This window comes from Mucilaginibacter panaciglaebae (assembly GCF_039539265.1).
Classification (GTDB): domain Bacteria; phylum Bacteroidota; class Bacteroidia; order Sphingobacteriales; family Sphingobacteriaceae; genus Mucilaginibacter; species Mucilaginibacter panaciglaebae.
Genome location: NZ_BAABCV010000005.1, coordinates 181239 through 198033, shown reverse-complemented (window position 1 = coordinate 198033; position 16795 = coordinate 181239). Strand labels below are relative to the sequence as shown.

At 43.6% G+C, this 16795-nt stretch carries 16 protein-coding genes; 9 read left to right on the top strand and 7 right to left on the bottom strand.

Going from position 1 to position 16795, the window contains the following annotated elements:
* Window positions 1–26 precede the first annotated feature (26 nt).
* Both ABD772_RS08615 and ABD772_RS08610 read left to right on the top strand, forming a co-directional pair.
* Window positions 27–1112 carry a hybrid sensor histidine kinase/response regulator gene (locus ABD772_RS08615; RefSeq protein WP_345102897.1) on the top strand — a complete coding sequence of 362 codons (1086 nt, stop codon included), beginning with the start codon at window positions 27–29 and terminating at the stop codon, window positions 1110–1112.
* A gap of 6 nt (window positions 1113–1118) precedes the next feature.
* The gene (locus tag ABD772_RS08610) at window positions 1119–1547 is read left to right on the top strand and encodes a response regulator (protein ID WP_345102895.1); all 429 of its coding nucleotides are present in this window, start codon (window positions 1119–1121) and stop codon (window positions 1545–1547) included.
* Here the strand turns inward: ABD772_RS08610 and ABD772_RS08605 are convergent.
* The 3 genes from ABD772_RS08605 to ABD772_RS08595 form a co-directional block, all read right to left on the bottom strand.
* Window positions 1544–2008 (bottom strand): response regulator, encoded by a 465-nt coding sequence (locus ABD772_RS08605; RefSeq protein ID WP_345102893.1) that lies wholly within the window; start codon window positions 2006–2008, stop codon window positions 1544–1546. The two genes, ABD772_RS08610 and ABD772_RS08605, sit on opposite strands and share 4 nt — an antisense overlap.
* Window positions 2009–2122: 114 nt before the next feature.
* Complete coding sequence (locus ABD772_RS08600; RefSeq protein ID WP_345102891.1) at window positions 2123–2707, bottom strand: carboxymuconolactone decarboxylase family protein; 585 nt, start codon at window positions 2705–2707, stop codon at window positions 2123–2125.
* 68 nt (window positions 2708–2775) lie between these two features.
* Entirely contained in the window at window positions 2776–3321 is a 546-nt protein-coding gene (locus ABD772_RS08595) for a peroxiredoxin (protein ID WP_345102889.1), read from the bottom strand.
* 252 nt (window positions 3322–3573) lie between these two features.
* Here ABD772_RS08595 and ABD772_RS08590 point away from each other — a divergent pair, with 252 nt between their 5' ends.
* The 3 genes from ABD772_RS08590 (at window position 3574) to ABD772_RS08580 (ending at window position 7227) form a co-directional block, all read left to right on the top strand.
* On the top strand, window positions 3574–4713 hold the full coding sequence (locus tag ABD772_RS08590; RefSeq protein ID WP_345102887.1) for a YncE family protein: 1140 nt from the start codon (window positions 3574–3576) through the stop codon (window positions 4711–4713).
* A gap of 210 nt (window positions 4714–4923) precedes the next feature.
* Window positions 4924–7032 carry a PKD domain-containing protein gene (locus ABD772_RS08585; protein WP_345102885.1) on the top strand — a complete coding sequence of 703 codons (2109 nt, stop codon included), beginning with the start codon at window positions 4924–4926 and terminating at the stop codon, window positions 7030–7032.
* 39 nt (window positions 7033–7071) lie between these two features.
* Window positions 7072–7227, top strand: coding sequence for a hypothetical protein (locus ABD772_RS08580; RefSeq protein ID WP_345102882.1), 156 nt, complete (start codon window positions 7072–7074; stop codon window positions 7225–7227).
* A 5-nt stretch (window positions 7228–7232) separates the two neighbouring features.
* On the opposite strand, the gene ABD772_RS08575 is transcribed toward ABD772_RS08580, so the two are convergent.
* On the bottom strand, window positions 7233–7724 hold the full coding sequence (locus ABD772_RS08575; protein ID WP_345102880.1) for a hypothetical protein: 492 nt from the start codon (window positions 7722–7724) through the stop codon (window positions 7233–7235).
* 84 nt (window positions 7725–7808) lie between these two features.
* Between ABD772_RS08575 and ABD772_RS08570 the strand changes: the two genes are divergently transcribed.
* On the top strand, window positions 7809–8489 hold the full coding sequence (locus tag ABD772_RS08570) for a GNAT family N-acetyltransferase (protein ID WP_345102878.1): 681 nt from the start codon (window positions 7809–7811) through the stop codon (window positions 8487–8489).
* Between the two features lie 62 nt (window positions 8490–8551).
* On the opposite strand, the gene ABD772_RS08565 is transcribed toward ABD772_RS08570, so the two are convergent.
* Entirely contained in the window at window positions 8552–10732 is a 2181-nt protein-coding gene (locus ABD772_RS08565; protein WP_345102876.1) for a hypothetical protein, read from the bottom strand.
* A gap of 110 nt (window positions 10733–10842) precedes the next feature.
* The gene (locus ABD772_RS08560) at window positions 10843–12183 is read right to left on the bottom strand and encodes a glucoamylase family protein (protein ID WP_345102874.1); all 1341 of its coding nucleotides are present in this window, start codon (window positions 12181–12183) and stop codon (window positions 10843–10845) included.
* A 218-nt stretch (window positions 12184–12401) separates the two neighbouring features.
* Between ABD772_RS08560 and ABD772_RS08555 the strand changes: the two genes are divergently transcribed.
* On the top strand, window positions 12402–13730 hold the full coding sequence (locus tag ABD772_RS08555) for a BamA/TamA family outer membrane protein (protein ID WP_345102872.1): 1329 nt from the start codon (window positions 12402–12404) through the stop codon (window positions 13728–13730).
* 251 nt (window positions 13731–13981) lie between these two features.
* Entirely contained in the window at window positions 13982–14674 is a 693-nt protein-coding gene (locus tag ABD772_RS08550) for an SGNH/GDSL hydrolase family protein (RefSeq protein ID WP_345102870.1), read from the top strand.
* Between the two features lie 130 nt (window positions 14675–14804).
* Here ABD772_RS08550 and pdxA read toward each other — a convergent pair whose 3' ends face one another.
* A complete protein-coding gene (gene pdxA, locus ABD772_RS08545; protein WP_345102868.1) occupies window positions 14805–15857 on the bottom strand; it encodes a 4-hydroxythreonine-4-phosphate dehydrogenase PdxA in 1053 nt (350 codons plus the stop codon).
* Between the two features lie 157 nt (window positions 15858–16014).
* Here pdxA and rsmA point away from each other — a divergent pair, with 157 nt between their 5' ends.
* Window positions 16015–16794, top strand: coding sequence for a 16S rRNA (adenine(1518)-N(6)/adenine(1519)-N(6))-dimethyltransferase RsmA (rsmA, locus tag ABD772_RS08540; protein ID WP_345102866.1), 780 nt, complete (start codon window positions 16015–16017; stop codon window positions 16792–16794).
* Window position 16795: the final 1 nt, after the last annotated feature.

Below are 16795 nucleotides of genomic sequence, written 5' to 3'. Positions count from 1 at the left end.
ACAATTACCGACATAAACTGATTACGATGGCCGAAAAAATTAAAATACTGTATTTAGACGATGAAATGGATAATCTTACAGGTTTTAAAGCGACCTTGAGGCTGGATTATCAGGTTTATACTGCAGTAACTGTGCCTGGCGCACTTGAGCATCTTGAAAAACATCCGGATATAAGAGTTATTTTTTGCGACCAGCGCATGCCGGGGAAAACAGGAGTGGAGTTTTTTGAGGAGATACGCAGTACGCATCCCTTACCCATGCGTATTTTGTTAACCGGTTATACAGATATTGATTCTGTAATTGACTCGATAAATCGCGGTAACATTTTCCGCTTCGTAAAAAAGCCGTGGATGGAAGCCGAGATTGTTTCGGCTATCGAAGAGGCCAACAAATTTTATCAGGCCAACTCTATGCTGTCCATCAAAAATGACGAGCTGCAGCGCGCATACAACGAGTTAGACAAGTTTGCTTATAGTGTAAGCCATGATATCCGTGGCCCGCTATCGGGCATATTAGGCGCGATAGACGTTGCACGCGATATGCATGATATCGCCGAAATGAAGGAGATGCTTTTTTTAATGGAGAAATCACTGAAAAAGCTTGACACCTATATTCTTAGCATGCATGATTACTACAGTCTGCAACGGGGCGAATTGCATATTGGCGAAATTGATTTCCAGAAAATGCTGGACGAGTTTAAAGATATCTATCGCATGATCGCCACTAATGCCAATATTAATTTCAAGGTAAACATTAACCAGCGTGAACCTTTCAGAAGCGACACCGTGCCACTAAAACTTATTTTGAATAACTTACTATCAAACGCATTCAAATATCAAAATAAAAATAACGATGCCAAAATGGTTGATCTTACCATTGAGGTTGCTAAAGGGGTTGCAATTATAACCGTAAGCGATACCGGTATTGGTATTTTGGGTAATCATCTCGGCGAAATATTTAACTTGTTTTATCGCGCCAGTTCACAGGAGGCCGGCTCTGGCTTTGGCCTGTATAACGTTAAAAGCGCCTTGCTAAAGCTCAACGGACAAATCGAAGTTAATTCTGTGCTAAACAAAGGGACAACGTTTAAAGTGACTATTCCAAGCAAATAGGTTTACATGGATTTATCATTCCTTATTATTGATGATACTGAGCTTGATCATTTTATAGCGCGTAAAATGATCAGCAATGTAAGCAATACATATATGGTGGAAAGTTTTTTAGACGCTTCTTCAGCTCTTCAGCATATCATCGAAAATAAGCCCGATGCCTCGTTCAAAATTATCCTGGTATTTTTAGATATATATATGCCTTTAATGAACGGGTTTGAATTTATAGAACGTTTTGAAAAGCTCGAAAAATCCATTCAGGACAGATACTATATTGTTGCGCTTACCTCGTCAATTGAATTATCTGATATTAATCGGATAAACTCGTACCACTCATTTAAAGCGCGTATAACCAAACCTATTACAGCAATTGGTCTTAAATCGTTATTAAACAAAGTAGCTGCTGAGTTTGGTATCGGGTTACCGCAAGGTTATTAAGAAAGCAATTTCTGTCTCAGCAAAAACTCCAGTTGCTCATTTGACATGCCAAGCTTTTCGTTTTCCTTTTTTAGCTTGATTTTTTCCAGGTATGCTTCGAAAGCACGATTTATGGTCATATCCAATTCTTCCTCGTTCCATGGCTTGGTCAGATAATGGAATATCTTGCCTTTGTTTATAGCGTCAACTACCGCATTCATATCGGCGTAGCCGGTTAACAGTAAGCGTATTGGGTCCGGATAAATCGGAATAACTTTTTCTAAAAACTCAACGCCGGTCATGGCAGGCATGCGCTGGTCTGTAATAATAACTTGAATAGGCTTTTCTGCAAGTATTTTAAGTGCCTCGTCGCCGCTTATTGCGGTATACACCTGGTATTTTATGCGGAATACTGCCTTGAAAGAAAACAAATTGTTTTCTTCGTCATCAACATATAATACTGATATTTTTTTGTCGGCCATGGGGATGACGCTTTAAATATGCTTAGTTAAAGGTAAATTGGGTTATTACGTATCTATAGACGCATAATAACCCCATTTATTACAAATTAGTTATAAAATTAAACAAAAGCAAAATTAGAATATAATTTTTCCCGCCGATGTTACTAACGAACCTATACGCACAGCGTCAAAAATGCGCTCTTCAGTAGTACCCATTTTAATTAATGAGTCCTCATGCGCATTTACACACATCTCACAGCCGTTTACTGCCGAAATGGTTAAGCTCATCAGTTCAAAAAACTCCTTACCCGTAACAGGCTTCATCATGATCTGCATACGTATACGCGCTGGTATCTGGCCATATTTATCCTTCTGCGTAAAATGCCTGAAACGGTAAAATATATTATTCGACGCCAACAGTGAGGCACAGGCAGCAGCTTCGGCAATTTCCTCTGCGGTGGCACTTTGCTCGGTTGCGTAGTTGGTATAGAAATTGGTTAATGGCAAATTGTTGTTATTAACAGCTACGCTTAAACCTAACAGGCCGCACTCTTTAGCGCTTAAATACTCAGAAGTTAAGGTGCTGGAAAAGTTCAACTTTAAATCGCGCAAATAGCGCGACTCGCCATTTTCGAGCAAAGACAGGCTGGCGGTACGGTAGGCTGTATCAACACCAATGCTTTGCAAAAATTCATTTATAGTTTCAGTGCTTTCGCTCATAGCAATAGTTTCGGTAAAATGTTTTTATTAATAAAAAATCCCCGCTTTACCGGGGATCTTTTCAGTTACTAAACAGTTAATGTTTCCTGGCCTTTTTCCCAGTTACAAGGGCAAAGCTCGTCTGTTTGTAAACCGTCCAGTACACGCAATACTTCTTTAACGTTACGGCCAACGCTTAAATCGTTAACTGATACCCAACGTACAATACCTTGTGGATCAATAATAAAAGTAGCGCGGTAAGCAATCTTTTCGTTTGGCTCTAAAATACCCAGATCTTCGGCTAATGATTTTGAAGTATCAGCCAGCATCGGGAATTTCAGGCCGCGCAGATCGTCGTGGTTATTTCTCCAGGCAAGGTGAACAAACTCAGAGTCGGTCGACGCACCGATCAAACGGGTTTCGCGGTCACGGAATTCGCCATAATTTTTGTTGAATTCAGCAATCTCTGTAGGGCAAACAAAAGTAAAGTCTTTTGGCCACCAAAAAATCACTGTCCAAACATTGTCATCATTAACTAAAAAATCAGAAGTCAATGTTTCAAATTCTTTTCCTTTTTCAAGGCTAACAACAGCAGTTTTTGAAAATGCCGGAAATTTGTGTCCTATAGTAATCATATATATTGAAGAGTTTTAAATTTTTACAAATATACAGTAAATCGCCCCGTGAAAATATTGCATTTTTAGATATCCCATAGTTATTCTCTATAGTACCAAAACATTTTATAGGTTTTATAAATAGACGATCCTTGCACTGATCTTATCTTAATGAGTATCAATATTGTGTGAAACGCGGCGATGAATTGCCGCTTGCTATTTTAAGTTAGCTTGCGTACTTTAACGCAACCAATTAAACTCAAACCAGTCATTATGAAAATCAGAATCAGCTTGGCGGCAGCGCTATCAGGGCTTATAATCATCGTCTCTGCTTTATCATGGAAAACAGCAAGCCAGGCTGTCAAAACGCCGCCTTCCGGCTTCTTGAACGGGCGATACTTGTTTGCCGCCGTCCCTGGCGTGCGCGATTATCTTGGCTATGGGGGACACGGCTTGCTGATATTTGATATTGACCACGGCCATAAATTTATTAAACGCATCCCGCTAAACGGATTACATCCCAAAAGTGGGCTGCCATCAAATGTTAAGGGTATCGCCGTTAGCATTCCGTTACATAGCGTGTATATCACTACGTTAGAAGGCCTGCAGCGTGTCGACCTGATAACCGGTAAACTGATCTGGGAAAAGCCTATTCCGGATGGATGCGACAGATTATCGATAGCGCCTGATGGTAAAACCATGTATCTGCCCTCATTAGAAAGCCATTACTGGAATGTTATTGATTGCGAAACCGGTAACATCATTAAGCGACTGGACGGGTTTAACAAATCGCACAATACCATATATGCGCTATCGGGCAAACATGCCTATCTGGCCGATATTGCAAATACTGTAGTAAAAATTGCCGATACCCAAACTAATACCGTCATCGGACAGGTTGGTCCGTTTATAAACTTTGTGCGCCCATTTACAATTAACGGTAAAGAAACACGCATTTTTGTAAACTGCAATGATCTGCTGGGCTTTGAGGTTGGCGATCTAACCACCGGTCGTAAAATAAAACAAGTGGTAGTAGAAGGCTGGGACAAAGGGCCTGTCCGCCGCCATGCCTGCCCAAGCCACGGCATAGGCCTTACGCCCGATGAAAAAGAAATCTGGCTTTGCGATGGCTTCAATATGCGCTTACATATTTTTAGTGGCGAGGCTCCTTATCAGCAATTAACCACTATCCCGTTACAGGACATGCCCGGTTGGGTAACCTTTACGTTGGATGGCAAATATGCCTACCCGTCAAGCGGCGAGGTTATTGATGTTAAAACCCGCAAAGTATTAACCACGCTTAAAGATGAACACTTCAATAATGTCGAAAGCGAAAAGGTACTGGAGATTGACTTTAAAAATGGCAAACCCGTTAAAGCAGGCGACCAATTTGGTCTGGGACGCGTAATGTAAAAATCGCGGTCAGATTAATTTCAGATTGCGATATGATTAGTTAAATATCCGCGTTTGTTTGTGTATACCGAACCATAAACCAGGCCGTTTAAACGCCAAGCTTGTTTTGTCAGTGTGTTTGATTATTTTGAGCCCATGTACCTGAAAAGTATTGCAGCTTTCACTAAGCCCGGTCATGTATTTCTTTTACTACAGATTTTATTTTCAATCGTGAGTAGTAAAAGCTATGCACAGTTAGGTGCAGGTAGCCTGGGCGACCCGGTAGCAAAGATTGATTTTGGCTCCGGAACCACTACTCATGGGCCGGCACTTCCCGACAATTTTCCTATCGATGGCTCTTACATCACTGAAAGCGCCACCACCGGCAGCATTTCGTGGAATACCAGGGACCATACCGGCAACAGCAACAGCTACATGATGGCAGTAAATGCGGCAATATCAAAAACCGATTATTTTTACCGCACTACAGTTACCGGCGCTTGTCCGGGTAGCGCAGCATTTACAGCAACGGTTGATAACAGCACCAGTTGCTTATCTAAAAAAGTTGATTTTAAGGACAACTCCACGCAACCAGCACAAATAGCCGCATGGTCATGGGATTTTGGCGACGGCCAAGTCTCGCATCTATCTAATCCCAGTTATACTTATTCAGCTTACGGCAGGTACAAGGTGACATTAACCGTAACTTATACAGACGGATGCGAATCTACGATCACCAAACAAGTAGACGTAGCTCCAAAAATTCTGGCTGATTTTGACGTGCAATCACAAAGCTGCCCTGGTCAGCCGGTTACACTTACAGATAAATCTGCCGTTATAAATGGCACTATCGTTCAATGGATATGGAGTTTCGGCGATGGTTCGACATCTGAAACCTATCCGGACAACAGGATGGTCACCCATATTTACACCAAATCGGGCAATTTTGTGTCGGCGTTAGAAGTAGTATCATCGACATCATGCGTGAGCGATGTTACCTATAAGGCCATTACCGTATCGCCGGTGGACACACCCCGATTTAAACTACCTGACGTTTGCCAGGCTGATTTCGTGCAGTTTACAGACACTACTCATTTCGCCGGTGGCAGCGCCGGCTATACTTATCTATGGAATTTCGGCGATGCACAGTCTACAGCCGCTAATCCCAATACATCTGCTTTGCAAAATCCCCAGCATCATTATTCGCAGGCTGGCATTTATACTGTTTCATTAACTTTAACTGCGCCTTCAGGCTGCTCTTTAACAACCAGTACTCCCTTTACAGTTAATGGCACCAATCCTATTGCTGATTTTTCCGTCGCTCAACCAATTTGCGCTTCAGATAGTATAATATTAACCAACAAGTCGACTATTGATTTTGGCAACATTACCAGGCTGGAAATATATTGGGACTATGACGGCGCTCCCACTACAAAAAGTGTCTATAACCGTTCTGCGAAACAAATTCCGGCCAATAATCAATTCAAACATTTATATAATGTCCCGGCCGGACAAATCTCAAAACCATATCATATACGCCTGGTTGCTTCTTCGGGCAATATCTGCGGTAACACAACCGACCAGAATATTGTGGTTAATGCAAGCCCGGCTATCACCTTAACGCCTCTAAATTCAGTTTGTATCGAATCGGGCCCACAACAAATAGCCGAAAACAAAAATGGCTTCACAGGAACCGGTACATTTAGCGGCCCTGGCGTATCTGCTACCGGATTATTCGACCCGCAGGCTGCGGGTATAGGCATACATACCATTAATTACGCCTTTACCTCGCAAAATGGCTGTACATATGTCGACTCCTTAAAAATATCAGTTTATAAAAGCCCTGCTATTAACCTGGTATCAAGCGCGACAGCGTTAGAGGGCGGGGCGCTTACGCTTAACCCCAAAGTCGCCGGCGATAGTCTTACTTATCAATGGTCGCCGTCTGCAGGGGTCAGCGATCCGAATATTCTAGACCCGGTTTTTAGTCCGAAAGAAAACACTACTTATACACTAACGGCAACAACCAGGGGCGGCTGCACAGGAGCCGCACAGGTGGCTATATCAGTATTAAAAACACCGGTGATACCCAACGCATTTACCCCCAATAGCGACGGGGTCAATGACACCTGGGATATCAAATATCTGGGTGCTTACCCAAACGCTACGGTAGACGTGTTTAACCGGCTTGGTGCTAAAGTATATACATCAACCGGCTATGCCGTACCGTGGAACGGCAAATTTAATGGCAAGAGCCTTCCCTTTGGTGTTTACTATTACGTCATCAATCCCAAAAGCGGACGTACAGCAATGACCGGTAGCGTAACCATTATTAAATAAAACTGATGGCCAAAGCCTGATGTTTGGTACTTTTACCTGGTGGATATTAAGCGAAAAAAAAATACCATATCGGTCGTTGGTTTTATCCTGGGTTTTGCAGCGGGCATTGCCCTGCACCGGCACGGTTTGGGTGTCGCCTTTGGTATCGTGCTGGCCCTTGCCTTACGAGAGATTTACGACAAGCGGCTTTATTAAATTACTTACCTGTGTGACCTACTGCTTGGCTTATAAAGTACAGTATAACCAGCTTTTACATCCGTTTGCTGGCGGCCGTTTTTCATGTTAGCTATCAGGGGTTTCTGGCGCAGGTCGGTTGGGCTCTTTAACAGAAATTCTACTTTCATAGTATCCTTTGTACGCTCCTGGGCGTATGACCAAACAGCATGCAGCGTATCATTTTTCAATGTGCCCTCTATAACGCCGCTACGGCCATCCTTCTCATACGGGAACCAATCCATCAAACCTTGTACATAATTATTTACTACGGTAAACTCCACACGGGTGCTATCCTTACCTTGGCGGTGCAAAAAACAATAAGACGAAATAACAAGCGGCTTACTGTTTTTGGCTTTTAATGTATCTTGTTTTGCAGTATCCGGCCGAGTTACAGTATCCGTATTGTCGGCTTTTTTTTGTGGGGATGAACAGGCGGCTAAGCACAGTACAATCATTGATAGGGGTAAATATTTCATGTGTAACGTAATTAAATAGTAAAAATTCGCAGTCACCTTTACAGACCGCCGCATTCAAATTCTTTTTTAATAGGTTTGTCGTTGATGGAACATGTATTAGATAATCCCGCATATAACGCCTTGGCGACAGGCAATCAAAACCTGAGCAACGGCAATACGCAAATTAAATACTTTAATAAAGAAGTTGCACCATTTGTGGGGCTTAAAAATACATCGACCGAAAATTTTAATGCTCTTTATGATATTTTACCGCATGACGGCCCGTTTGTTTTTGTGCCGGCGAAGGTAACGGATATTCCATCGCCATGGCAGACATTAGCGGCAATTCCGGGTTATCAAATGGTCTACAAAGGGGAGATTCTGCCGGTCGATAACGCCAATCTGACCAATTTAACTGATGAGCATATCCCGCAAATGCTGGAACTAACCCAGCTTACTAACCCCGGCCCGTTTGCTGAACGCACCATCGATTTTGGCCATTACGTTGGGATATTTGATGGTGACAAACTAGCAGCCATGGCCGGCCAGCGGATGAACCCCGTGCCTTATGCCGAGATCAGCGCTGTTTGCACGCACCCTGACTATACCGGAAAGGGGTATGCCAGACAGCTGCTCGCCTTTCATATCAACCGCATTAAGCGCGAGGGCAATATCCCTTTTCTGCATGTAAGAGCCGACAATGAGCGGGCAATAAAAGTATACCACAGCCTGGGTTTTGAAATGCGCAGCGAAGTATACTTTTACGTGATAAAAAAACAGCTATAAGAGATCAATGGCTGGAGGTTTAAATAATCTCTTATCTCCAGCCACTAATCTCTGATCACCATTTACCAACCAATGCTCACATGAATACCATCAGGGCTATTAGCATAACCCAGGAACAGGGTTTTTGACGAAGCATCCCATGACGACTGCACATCAGTGATAGCCTGGCCTTTCGCATCAGTAACTATAATATGTTTAGCTGCCGATGGCAAAAGTATTCGCATTGCATTTTGAGTATTTATCGGGCTTTTGGCAACGAAGCTGTATTTGCCTGCGGCGATCTTCTCGTCTGTTACTCTTGAAGCTGATGCCAGTACCTGCGGCCTGGTTTTATTAACCACGCGTTTCACATCAAAAAGATAGGATTGCTCGCCCGGATTAACTGTTTTCTCGGCCAGTACCGGCAATTGCGGATCAAACAGATCGATCACAGGGCCTTTAACTATATACGGTTTCGTATCAGGGTTTTCATTTAATACAGCAATTATATCATACGGGCCGCGCTCCAGATACAGGTTGTTTTTAAAGACAAGTTTGCCTGCTTTAGCGTCGGCCTCATAAGCTTCTTTCACGGTATTAAGATAGTTACCGTCGTTATTGGCCTGCATTACAAAATCTTTCGGGTTTTCGCGCAGTACATAAACATGGCCCAGGCCCACTTTATATTTTTTAGTGCCGCTTTGCGGGTCAATCCCCAATAATTTAAATAAATGTTGCGATGGCGCAGTATAATTATTGCCTTTAGTATTCCACCACTCCATTACTGATTGATATGGATCATCATCCTTACCTACATAGATCAGCTCACCACCTTTTTTAACCCAGGCAACCAACTGCTTATGCACCTGTGCCGAATGCGGTTTCATGTTAGAGTAGCTTATCACCAACACTTTAATATTTTTCAGCGTGGCCGGGTAGCCTAAGTTTTCCATGTGCACAGTTTGTACCGGCACACCCCGTTTAACCAGCGGCAAAGTCTGTCCGTAGAAAATAGAAAACTGCGGATCCTCAAACCCGTTATGGGTAGGGAAACGCTGAAACATCAGCGAATTACTCATGAGCACACCAACACCGTTAACGCCGCTTACTTTATTGGCAGATACCGGAATGCTGTTAAGCGAATTTACCATGATCTGCATTTGGGTGGAGTAGTATTTAGGAATATACACGCTTGAATCGCTGTTAGCCATTTTGTATTTGCCGGTATAAATGCGCTCAGGCCATGGCATTACCTCGTAGTTGGCTACCACCGGGTATAACAACTTGGCAGTAAACGTAGCCTGATAATTACGCTTATAATCGGCCCAATCGCGGCGTGCGTCTTCTATCGGGTCGGTCAGGAAAAACAGCTTGCGTTTGGTAGGTGCTGTCATTGACACCATTGAACCGTATTCAAGAAACGCGTTCTCGAATACACGTTCTTTACGTTCGCCGTTAAAGTATGTAGCCTCGCGTGCGGTTCCTGTCCAAACTTGGGCAATGTAGCCGTCAATACCAGGTAACGAGGCCAGGCTGGCTTCAGGGCTAACAATTCGCCATGACGAATAGTTAACCAGCGAGTGGGTGGCAATATAAACTTTTACATTGATGCCCTTGCTTTTAGCATAGGCTTTGGCATAATCTGACACCTGTTTAATAGCCTCGTAGTATAAATGATATTTGAGTTTGTTGGACAAGTAAGTATTCTCCGGACTTTCGTCCTGCGCTTTCCATGGGAAGCTATAAAATTTTTGCCACTCTTCTTTAAAATGAACGCTGTAACCGCCGCGCATCCAAAACTCGGGCTCTTCTAAAAATATCTCTTTGATACCCACGTCGATGACTCTTTTTATCACTCCGGTTTTCATATATTCGATATACGACGGAATAGGCACCACATACGGAATATTATGTCCGTGCATGATGGGGGTGCCATCTTTTTCAACCTGTGCAACATCCAGGTGATTATGGCCGTCCCATTTACCCAGGAAGTAGTCGGCATAATTACCCCAGGCGATACCAGTCATAAAGGCCGTTTGATAACCGTGATCGCGCCATGATTGTACACGCTGCTCAAAAGTAAGGTCAGGCCGATCATTAGTACCATAAACAATCGCCATATCCGAGCGAACGTCAATCTGGGGTATCCATGGGCTGCCGGTTTGAAACGCCGTTTTTTGGGGCAGAGCCGGCGCCGGCTTTACCTGTGCGGATATGGTTGCCGAAGCGGCAATTAAACTTAAAAGGAGTAAGGTTTTTTTCATACAGTTTAATCTTTGCGACGGCATAAAATCCGCCTGAAAATATTGGTTTGATGGTTTATACGGATTAACAACTTGCAAGTTAGCAACTTTTCATCCGGAGCTTTATATTGCTACAGTTTTTTTACGGTGGTAAATCCTAACTTCTGCAACCCCTTTTTAACATCAGTGTTGCTCATAAATAATTTCCAGATCAGCCCACTGCGATAGTTTTCAATCATCACAATAATCGGCCCCTGGTCTATCGCTAAAAATGATTTGGCGTACCAATCGTGCTGTTCGCTAAAGGCATCCACAAAACCATATTCGCCCCATATCTTATCACCCAGATCTTCATAAAAATGGCGCATGGCCTGCATGGCATATTGCGGTGCATACGGGAAAGCCGATAAAGCAGCAGTAGGCGTAATCACGCCCCGGTCGTTTGTTGGCGAATGCCCTGAATAGCCTTTCCAACTGTCGCTGGCAGTAAGCCCCCAGCAATCGGCGCCATAACCTTTGTATTTCAGTGGGTTTTCAATGCAGTATTCCCGGTCAATCAAAGTATGATTAGTGGCTTGTTGCCAGTAATCGGCAAATTGATCTTTCAATCCGCGGGGGTTTAATCCCATAAATGAGTATTGTGTCCAAAACAGCGGGCCGCCATAATCAGGCCCTAACGGCAGGGTATATTTGCCATAATAAGTTTTGCCGTTAATAAAAGTCTTGCTGTTACTCCAACCGTCCGTGTAGACATTTTTATTGATGCTGTGCGTTGGCGATGCAGCTGCCATTATGTAGGTAATCAAACACTCATTCCACCCGTGTATGGGCATGTTCATATCCCAGTTATAGTCTGGGCTCCAGTGCCAGTACAGCACCTTTTTACCCTGGGTAAACCAATCCCATTCTACGCCATCCCAAAGTTGTTCAATCTTGGCACGCAGTTCTTTTTCGACAGGATTATTTTTCGTAAAATATTGCTGTGCGACGAGCAGGCCCTGGAACAGATAAGAGGTTTCAACAATATCGGCTCCGTCATCTTTTTTGCTGAAAGGGATAACCTTGCCAGTTTCACCATTCAGCCAGTGCGGATAAGCACCATGAAAACGGTCGGCCTTTAACAGAAAATCGACAATTTTTAATGTATGCTGAGCAGCATCTTTTCGTGACACAAATTTACGATTGGCCGCTACAACAGTCGCCATGATACCAAAACCAGTACCCCCGGTAGTAACCACGTTATTGCCAAAGTTTTGGCTGGTGGTGCTGCGCTCGCGGGCCATTCCGCTCGCTGGGTGCGACAGATCCCAAAAGTATCTGAAAGTTTGTTTCTGCATCAGATCAAGCAATTGGCTGTCACTTAAGTTTTTGTGAATAGTCAGATCGGCAGGTATTGGTGTTTGAGCACTGGCCGCCGTCCAAAAAAACAATATTGTGGCACAGGCCAATAAGCTAAATTTTTTAATATTCATTGTTAAGTAAGCGCAGGAGTAACTGGTATATGCAAGTTTACAAATATCACTTCATAACGGCAATAAAAAGAATGCCGGCGGTGGCTGACAACATAATATGCTTTCCGGTTTTTACATTTTACTGAAACTCGGTTTAAAACAAAAGCGCATAATATCACTTAAATATGCATAACCGCTAGAGATGCTGCTACAGGTGGCTGTTAGTTAAATTGAAAACAATGCATTTCAAATATATCCATAATTTCAAACTGAGATGGATGTTAATGCCGGCGCTGATAGTAGCTCCTGCTCTGGCCTTTAGCCAGGCCGGGCCGCCTGCCGACTCGCTCAAAGCCGACTCACTGCGTGCCAGGAAATTTAACATCAAACCCATTGAAGACTTGAGCAAACAATATGACTTTGGCGACCTGACCCACGCCATTTTACATCCGCATAAAAAACCGGATAGCCTGCACAAAAGTTCTGGCATTACCATAGTGCCAAACGTAGCAGCTAATCCTACTATCGGCGGGCAGTTAGGCATTAAGGCGGTTGCCGGCCGCAGGTTGGGTAATGACCCCAAAACATTATTGTCTGTCGCTGCTACATCGGCCTCCATTACCACTAAAGGCATTATATATTTTTACTTAAACCACAACGTATTTACACCGGGTAATAAATGGAATTTTCAAGGTAATCTGGTAGCTGCCAAAACAGTTTCGCCCGATTTTGGCCTGGGCATTGGCCGGGGTTATCCCAATGGTTCAACTCCGGAAAAAATTTTAGCCGATGGCTCGCACAAGGGTTACGTCATTCGCTCTAACTATTATAACATTCGCGAAAAGTTGTATAAGAACATCGGCAAGAACTTTTTTGCAGGGGCAGGGATGTCATTTGAGATCAGGCGTAATGTCAATGCGCGGGATTCGACAGGTTTATCTACCCCATCCGGCGTTTACAATACCGGGCATGGCTTCCCGCAAGATCATTATTCATCTAACGGCTTCTTGTTTAACATAGCCTACACTACCCGCGATAACCCAAACCGGACTTACAAAGGCGTTTATTTTGACGCCGGTATACGGGTTAATCAACGGTGGATAGGCAGTACGAAAAGCGCTGTACAAATAACCAGCGACCTGCGCAAATACATCAGCCTGTCTGACGTTAACCCTGAAACCGTGCTGGCTCTATGGAACTGGGGATCATACCTGGTGACAGGCGACATACCTTATCTGGAGCTACCGGGTACTGCGCGCGATGGTTCATATAGAAGCGGCCGGGGTTATACATCCCAATATTTTAAAGGGACGCAGTTTAACGATACGGAGGCCGAATTCCGTTTTCCCATTCTTCGGAACAAATTTTTAAGTGGGGTTGCGTTCGGTAATTTGCAGACTGCTAATGACGAGCATGGCACTAAGCTGTTTCAGGTGTTTCAACCGGGTTATGGTGCCGGCTTCAGGGTGCTATTCAATAAAGCTACCCGCACCAACCTGGCGCTCGACTATGCTTTTGGACAATTTGGCCGAAAAGGTTTCTTTCTTAATCTTAACGAATCGTTTTAAAATAACTTGCATAAAAAAGCTTCCTGCATGTACATGCAGGAAGCCGAATTAGTGTTTAGTACATACTAAAATTTGCCCATTAATTTATAGATGACTAACCAATAAAGATATAAATATTCCTAAAAGTTCTAAAAAATATTATTAATTAAATTTCGATTAACTAATATTTAACCACAAAATGATGCATTAGCCCTAATGAGTATTTTAATTGCAAATTCGGCATATTTGCAATAACCAATAAACGCCTCATTGTGAAAAATTATCTGTTTAAGAGCCTGCCGCTGCTTATTGCCGGGTTAGTAACATCAGCTACTACGTTTAGTCAATCTAAACTGGTGAAAAACCTTGCCGCGGGTAAACACCAAACCCTGGTGACCTACGGCACCAGCCTTACCGCTGCCATTGGCGGCCGCGCCTGGGTCGATTCGGTGAATCGCGCATTAAATAAAAAGTACAACAACCAACTTACTACCATTAACTCTGCTAAAAGCGCGATGTGGTCAACATGGGGTGTGCAGAATCTGGAGGACAGCGTAATTAAAAAGAATCCTGATGCGGTATTGATAGAATTTAGCATGAATGATGCGTTTTTAAACTACAAAACCAGCGTAGAATTAGCGAAGTTGAATCTGAATTACATGATCGATCGCATCAAACTTTATAACCCGGATTGCGAAGTAATTCTGCAAACCATGGATATTGCGCTTGATGTACATGGCCAGCAACGCCCTGACTTAATAAAATATTACCAGATGTATCGTGACGTTGCCAACACCCGCGGCTTATTATTGATTGATCACTATCCTCATTGGAAAGCTTTATTAGATAAAGGCCGCGACGCTTATATTAAAGCTGTGCCTGATGGCCTGCATCCGGGTGTCGAAGCTTCAAAAAATATCATTGCGCCTTATATTGTGGCAAGACTGGAGGGGACGAGTAAATAACCCTGGATATAATACTCTTCAATAAACGTAACAATGTCATCTCGAGCATAGCGACAAATCTCTATACACGCTTAGAATTGCGCGTGTATAGATTTCTCCTCGTTCCTCGTCGAAATGACAAGGAGTTATATTAGTCTCTATCCCTCTGCAGCTTGGTAAATTGCAGTGGATTTTCGCTTAATTCAGCACCTTCTTTACGGTTACGCGCTATATGCAATGCAGTAAACAGCGCTTCGCGAAACGATATTTCTGAGGCTTGATTTTTACCGGCGATGTCATAAGCCGTGCCATGGTCTGGCGATGTGCGCACAAACTTCAGTCCCGCTGTAAAGTTAACGCCCGACTCAAACGCGATCTGTTTAAAGGGTATCAGGCCCTGGTCGTGATACATGGCCAGCACCGCATCAAACTGCATATAGCTTGCATTAGCAAAGAAGCCATCGGCAGGATACGGACCAAAAGCAAGGATATCGTTAGCTCTCGCCTCATCAATAGCCGGAATAATGATATCCTGCTCTTCATGGCCAATCAAACCGTTATCGCTGGCATGTGGGTTCAGGCCAAGTACCGCAATCTTAGGTTTACGTATCCAGAAATCCTCGCGCAAGCTGGTATTCATCAGCTTTAATTTAGTCAGTATTTTTTCGGTAGTGATGCTGGCAGACACTTTGTTAACCGGAATATGCCCGGTTACTACGCCAACACGTAAGGTATCGCTCACCAAAAACATTAGTGATTCAGCTGCGCCATCACGATCCTGTAAATATTCAGTATGGCCCGGGAAGTTAAAATCCTCGCTTTGGATAGTGTCTTTATTAATCGGCGCGGTAACCAGCGCATCAATGTCGCCATTAATCAGGTCGGCAGTAGCCCGCTCTAACGAGGCAAAAGCAAATTTACCCACTTCTTTGTTAGGGATTCCCGGTTCAATTTTCACGTCCTCTTCCCAGCAATTTATCATGTTAGCGCGTTTATATTGCGCTTTAGAAGGATGGTCGATAACGTTAAAATTCAGCTCGCCCACCTCGGTTACACGGCGATAAAACGATGCTACTTTAGTATGCCCGTAAACAATAGGGATGCAATAATTAAATATCATGCTGTCAGTAAGCGTTTTGATGATGATCTCCAACCCGATACCGTTTACGTCGCCTATGCTGATGCCTATTTTTGGTTTGTCCATTTTATTTTTGATTACATCGATGTGTTTAAAATTACATCGATTGTACCTTTTAGCTTTGGCCTTTGCCTTAATTTGTATTACAAAGAAAAGATTTTAGGCACAGAGTTCCTGATTAAAGAACAAATATGCCTTAATTTGCTCAAATATTTGTTTAATAATGACATTAGTACGGGCAAAAAAACATCTGGGCCAACATTTCCTGACCGATAAAAACATCGCTACAAAAATAGTGGACAGCCTCCGCCCCGAAAACCGTTATAGGCAGGTACTTGAAGTTGGGCCGGGCATGGGTATCCTATCGGATGTTTTGCTGGAACGGCCTGATTACGAAGTTTCACTGATCGATATCGATACCGAATCGTACGATTTCCTGAAAAAGAAATATCCCGCCCTGGGTAACCGGCTCATCAATGCCGATTTCCTGGAACTTGATTTCGCTGCACGATTCGACGGCCCGCTGGGTATCATCGGCAACTTCCCTTACAATATCTCATCGCAGATACTTTTTAAGGTGCTGGATAACCGCCGGCAGGTAGTTGAGGTTGTCGGCATGTTTCAAAAAGAAGTAGCCGGGCGCTGTGCAGCCAAAGCAGGCAGCAAAGAGTATGGCATACTAAGCGTTTTCCTGCAGGCATATTATAAAGTTGAGTACCTGTTTACGGTAAAGGCGGGCGTGTTTAATCCGCCGCCCAAAGTATTATCAGCAGTAATACGATTGACCCGTAATGAGACCAGCCAGTTGGATTGCGACGAAAAGCTTTTCTGGCAGGTAGTAAAAGCCGGGTTTAACCAGCGCCGCAAAACTTTACGCAATGCGCTGTCGTCACTCATCAGCAAAGATAAAATGCACGAAGATGCACTGCTCGAATTGCGCGCTGAACGCCTTACCGTAGCCGACTTTGTAAAGATAACCCAGCAAATTAGTGCTAACCGATAGT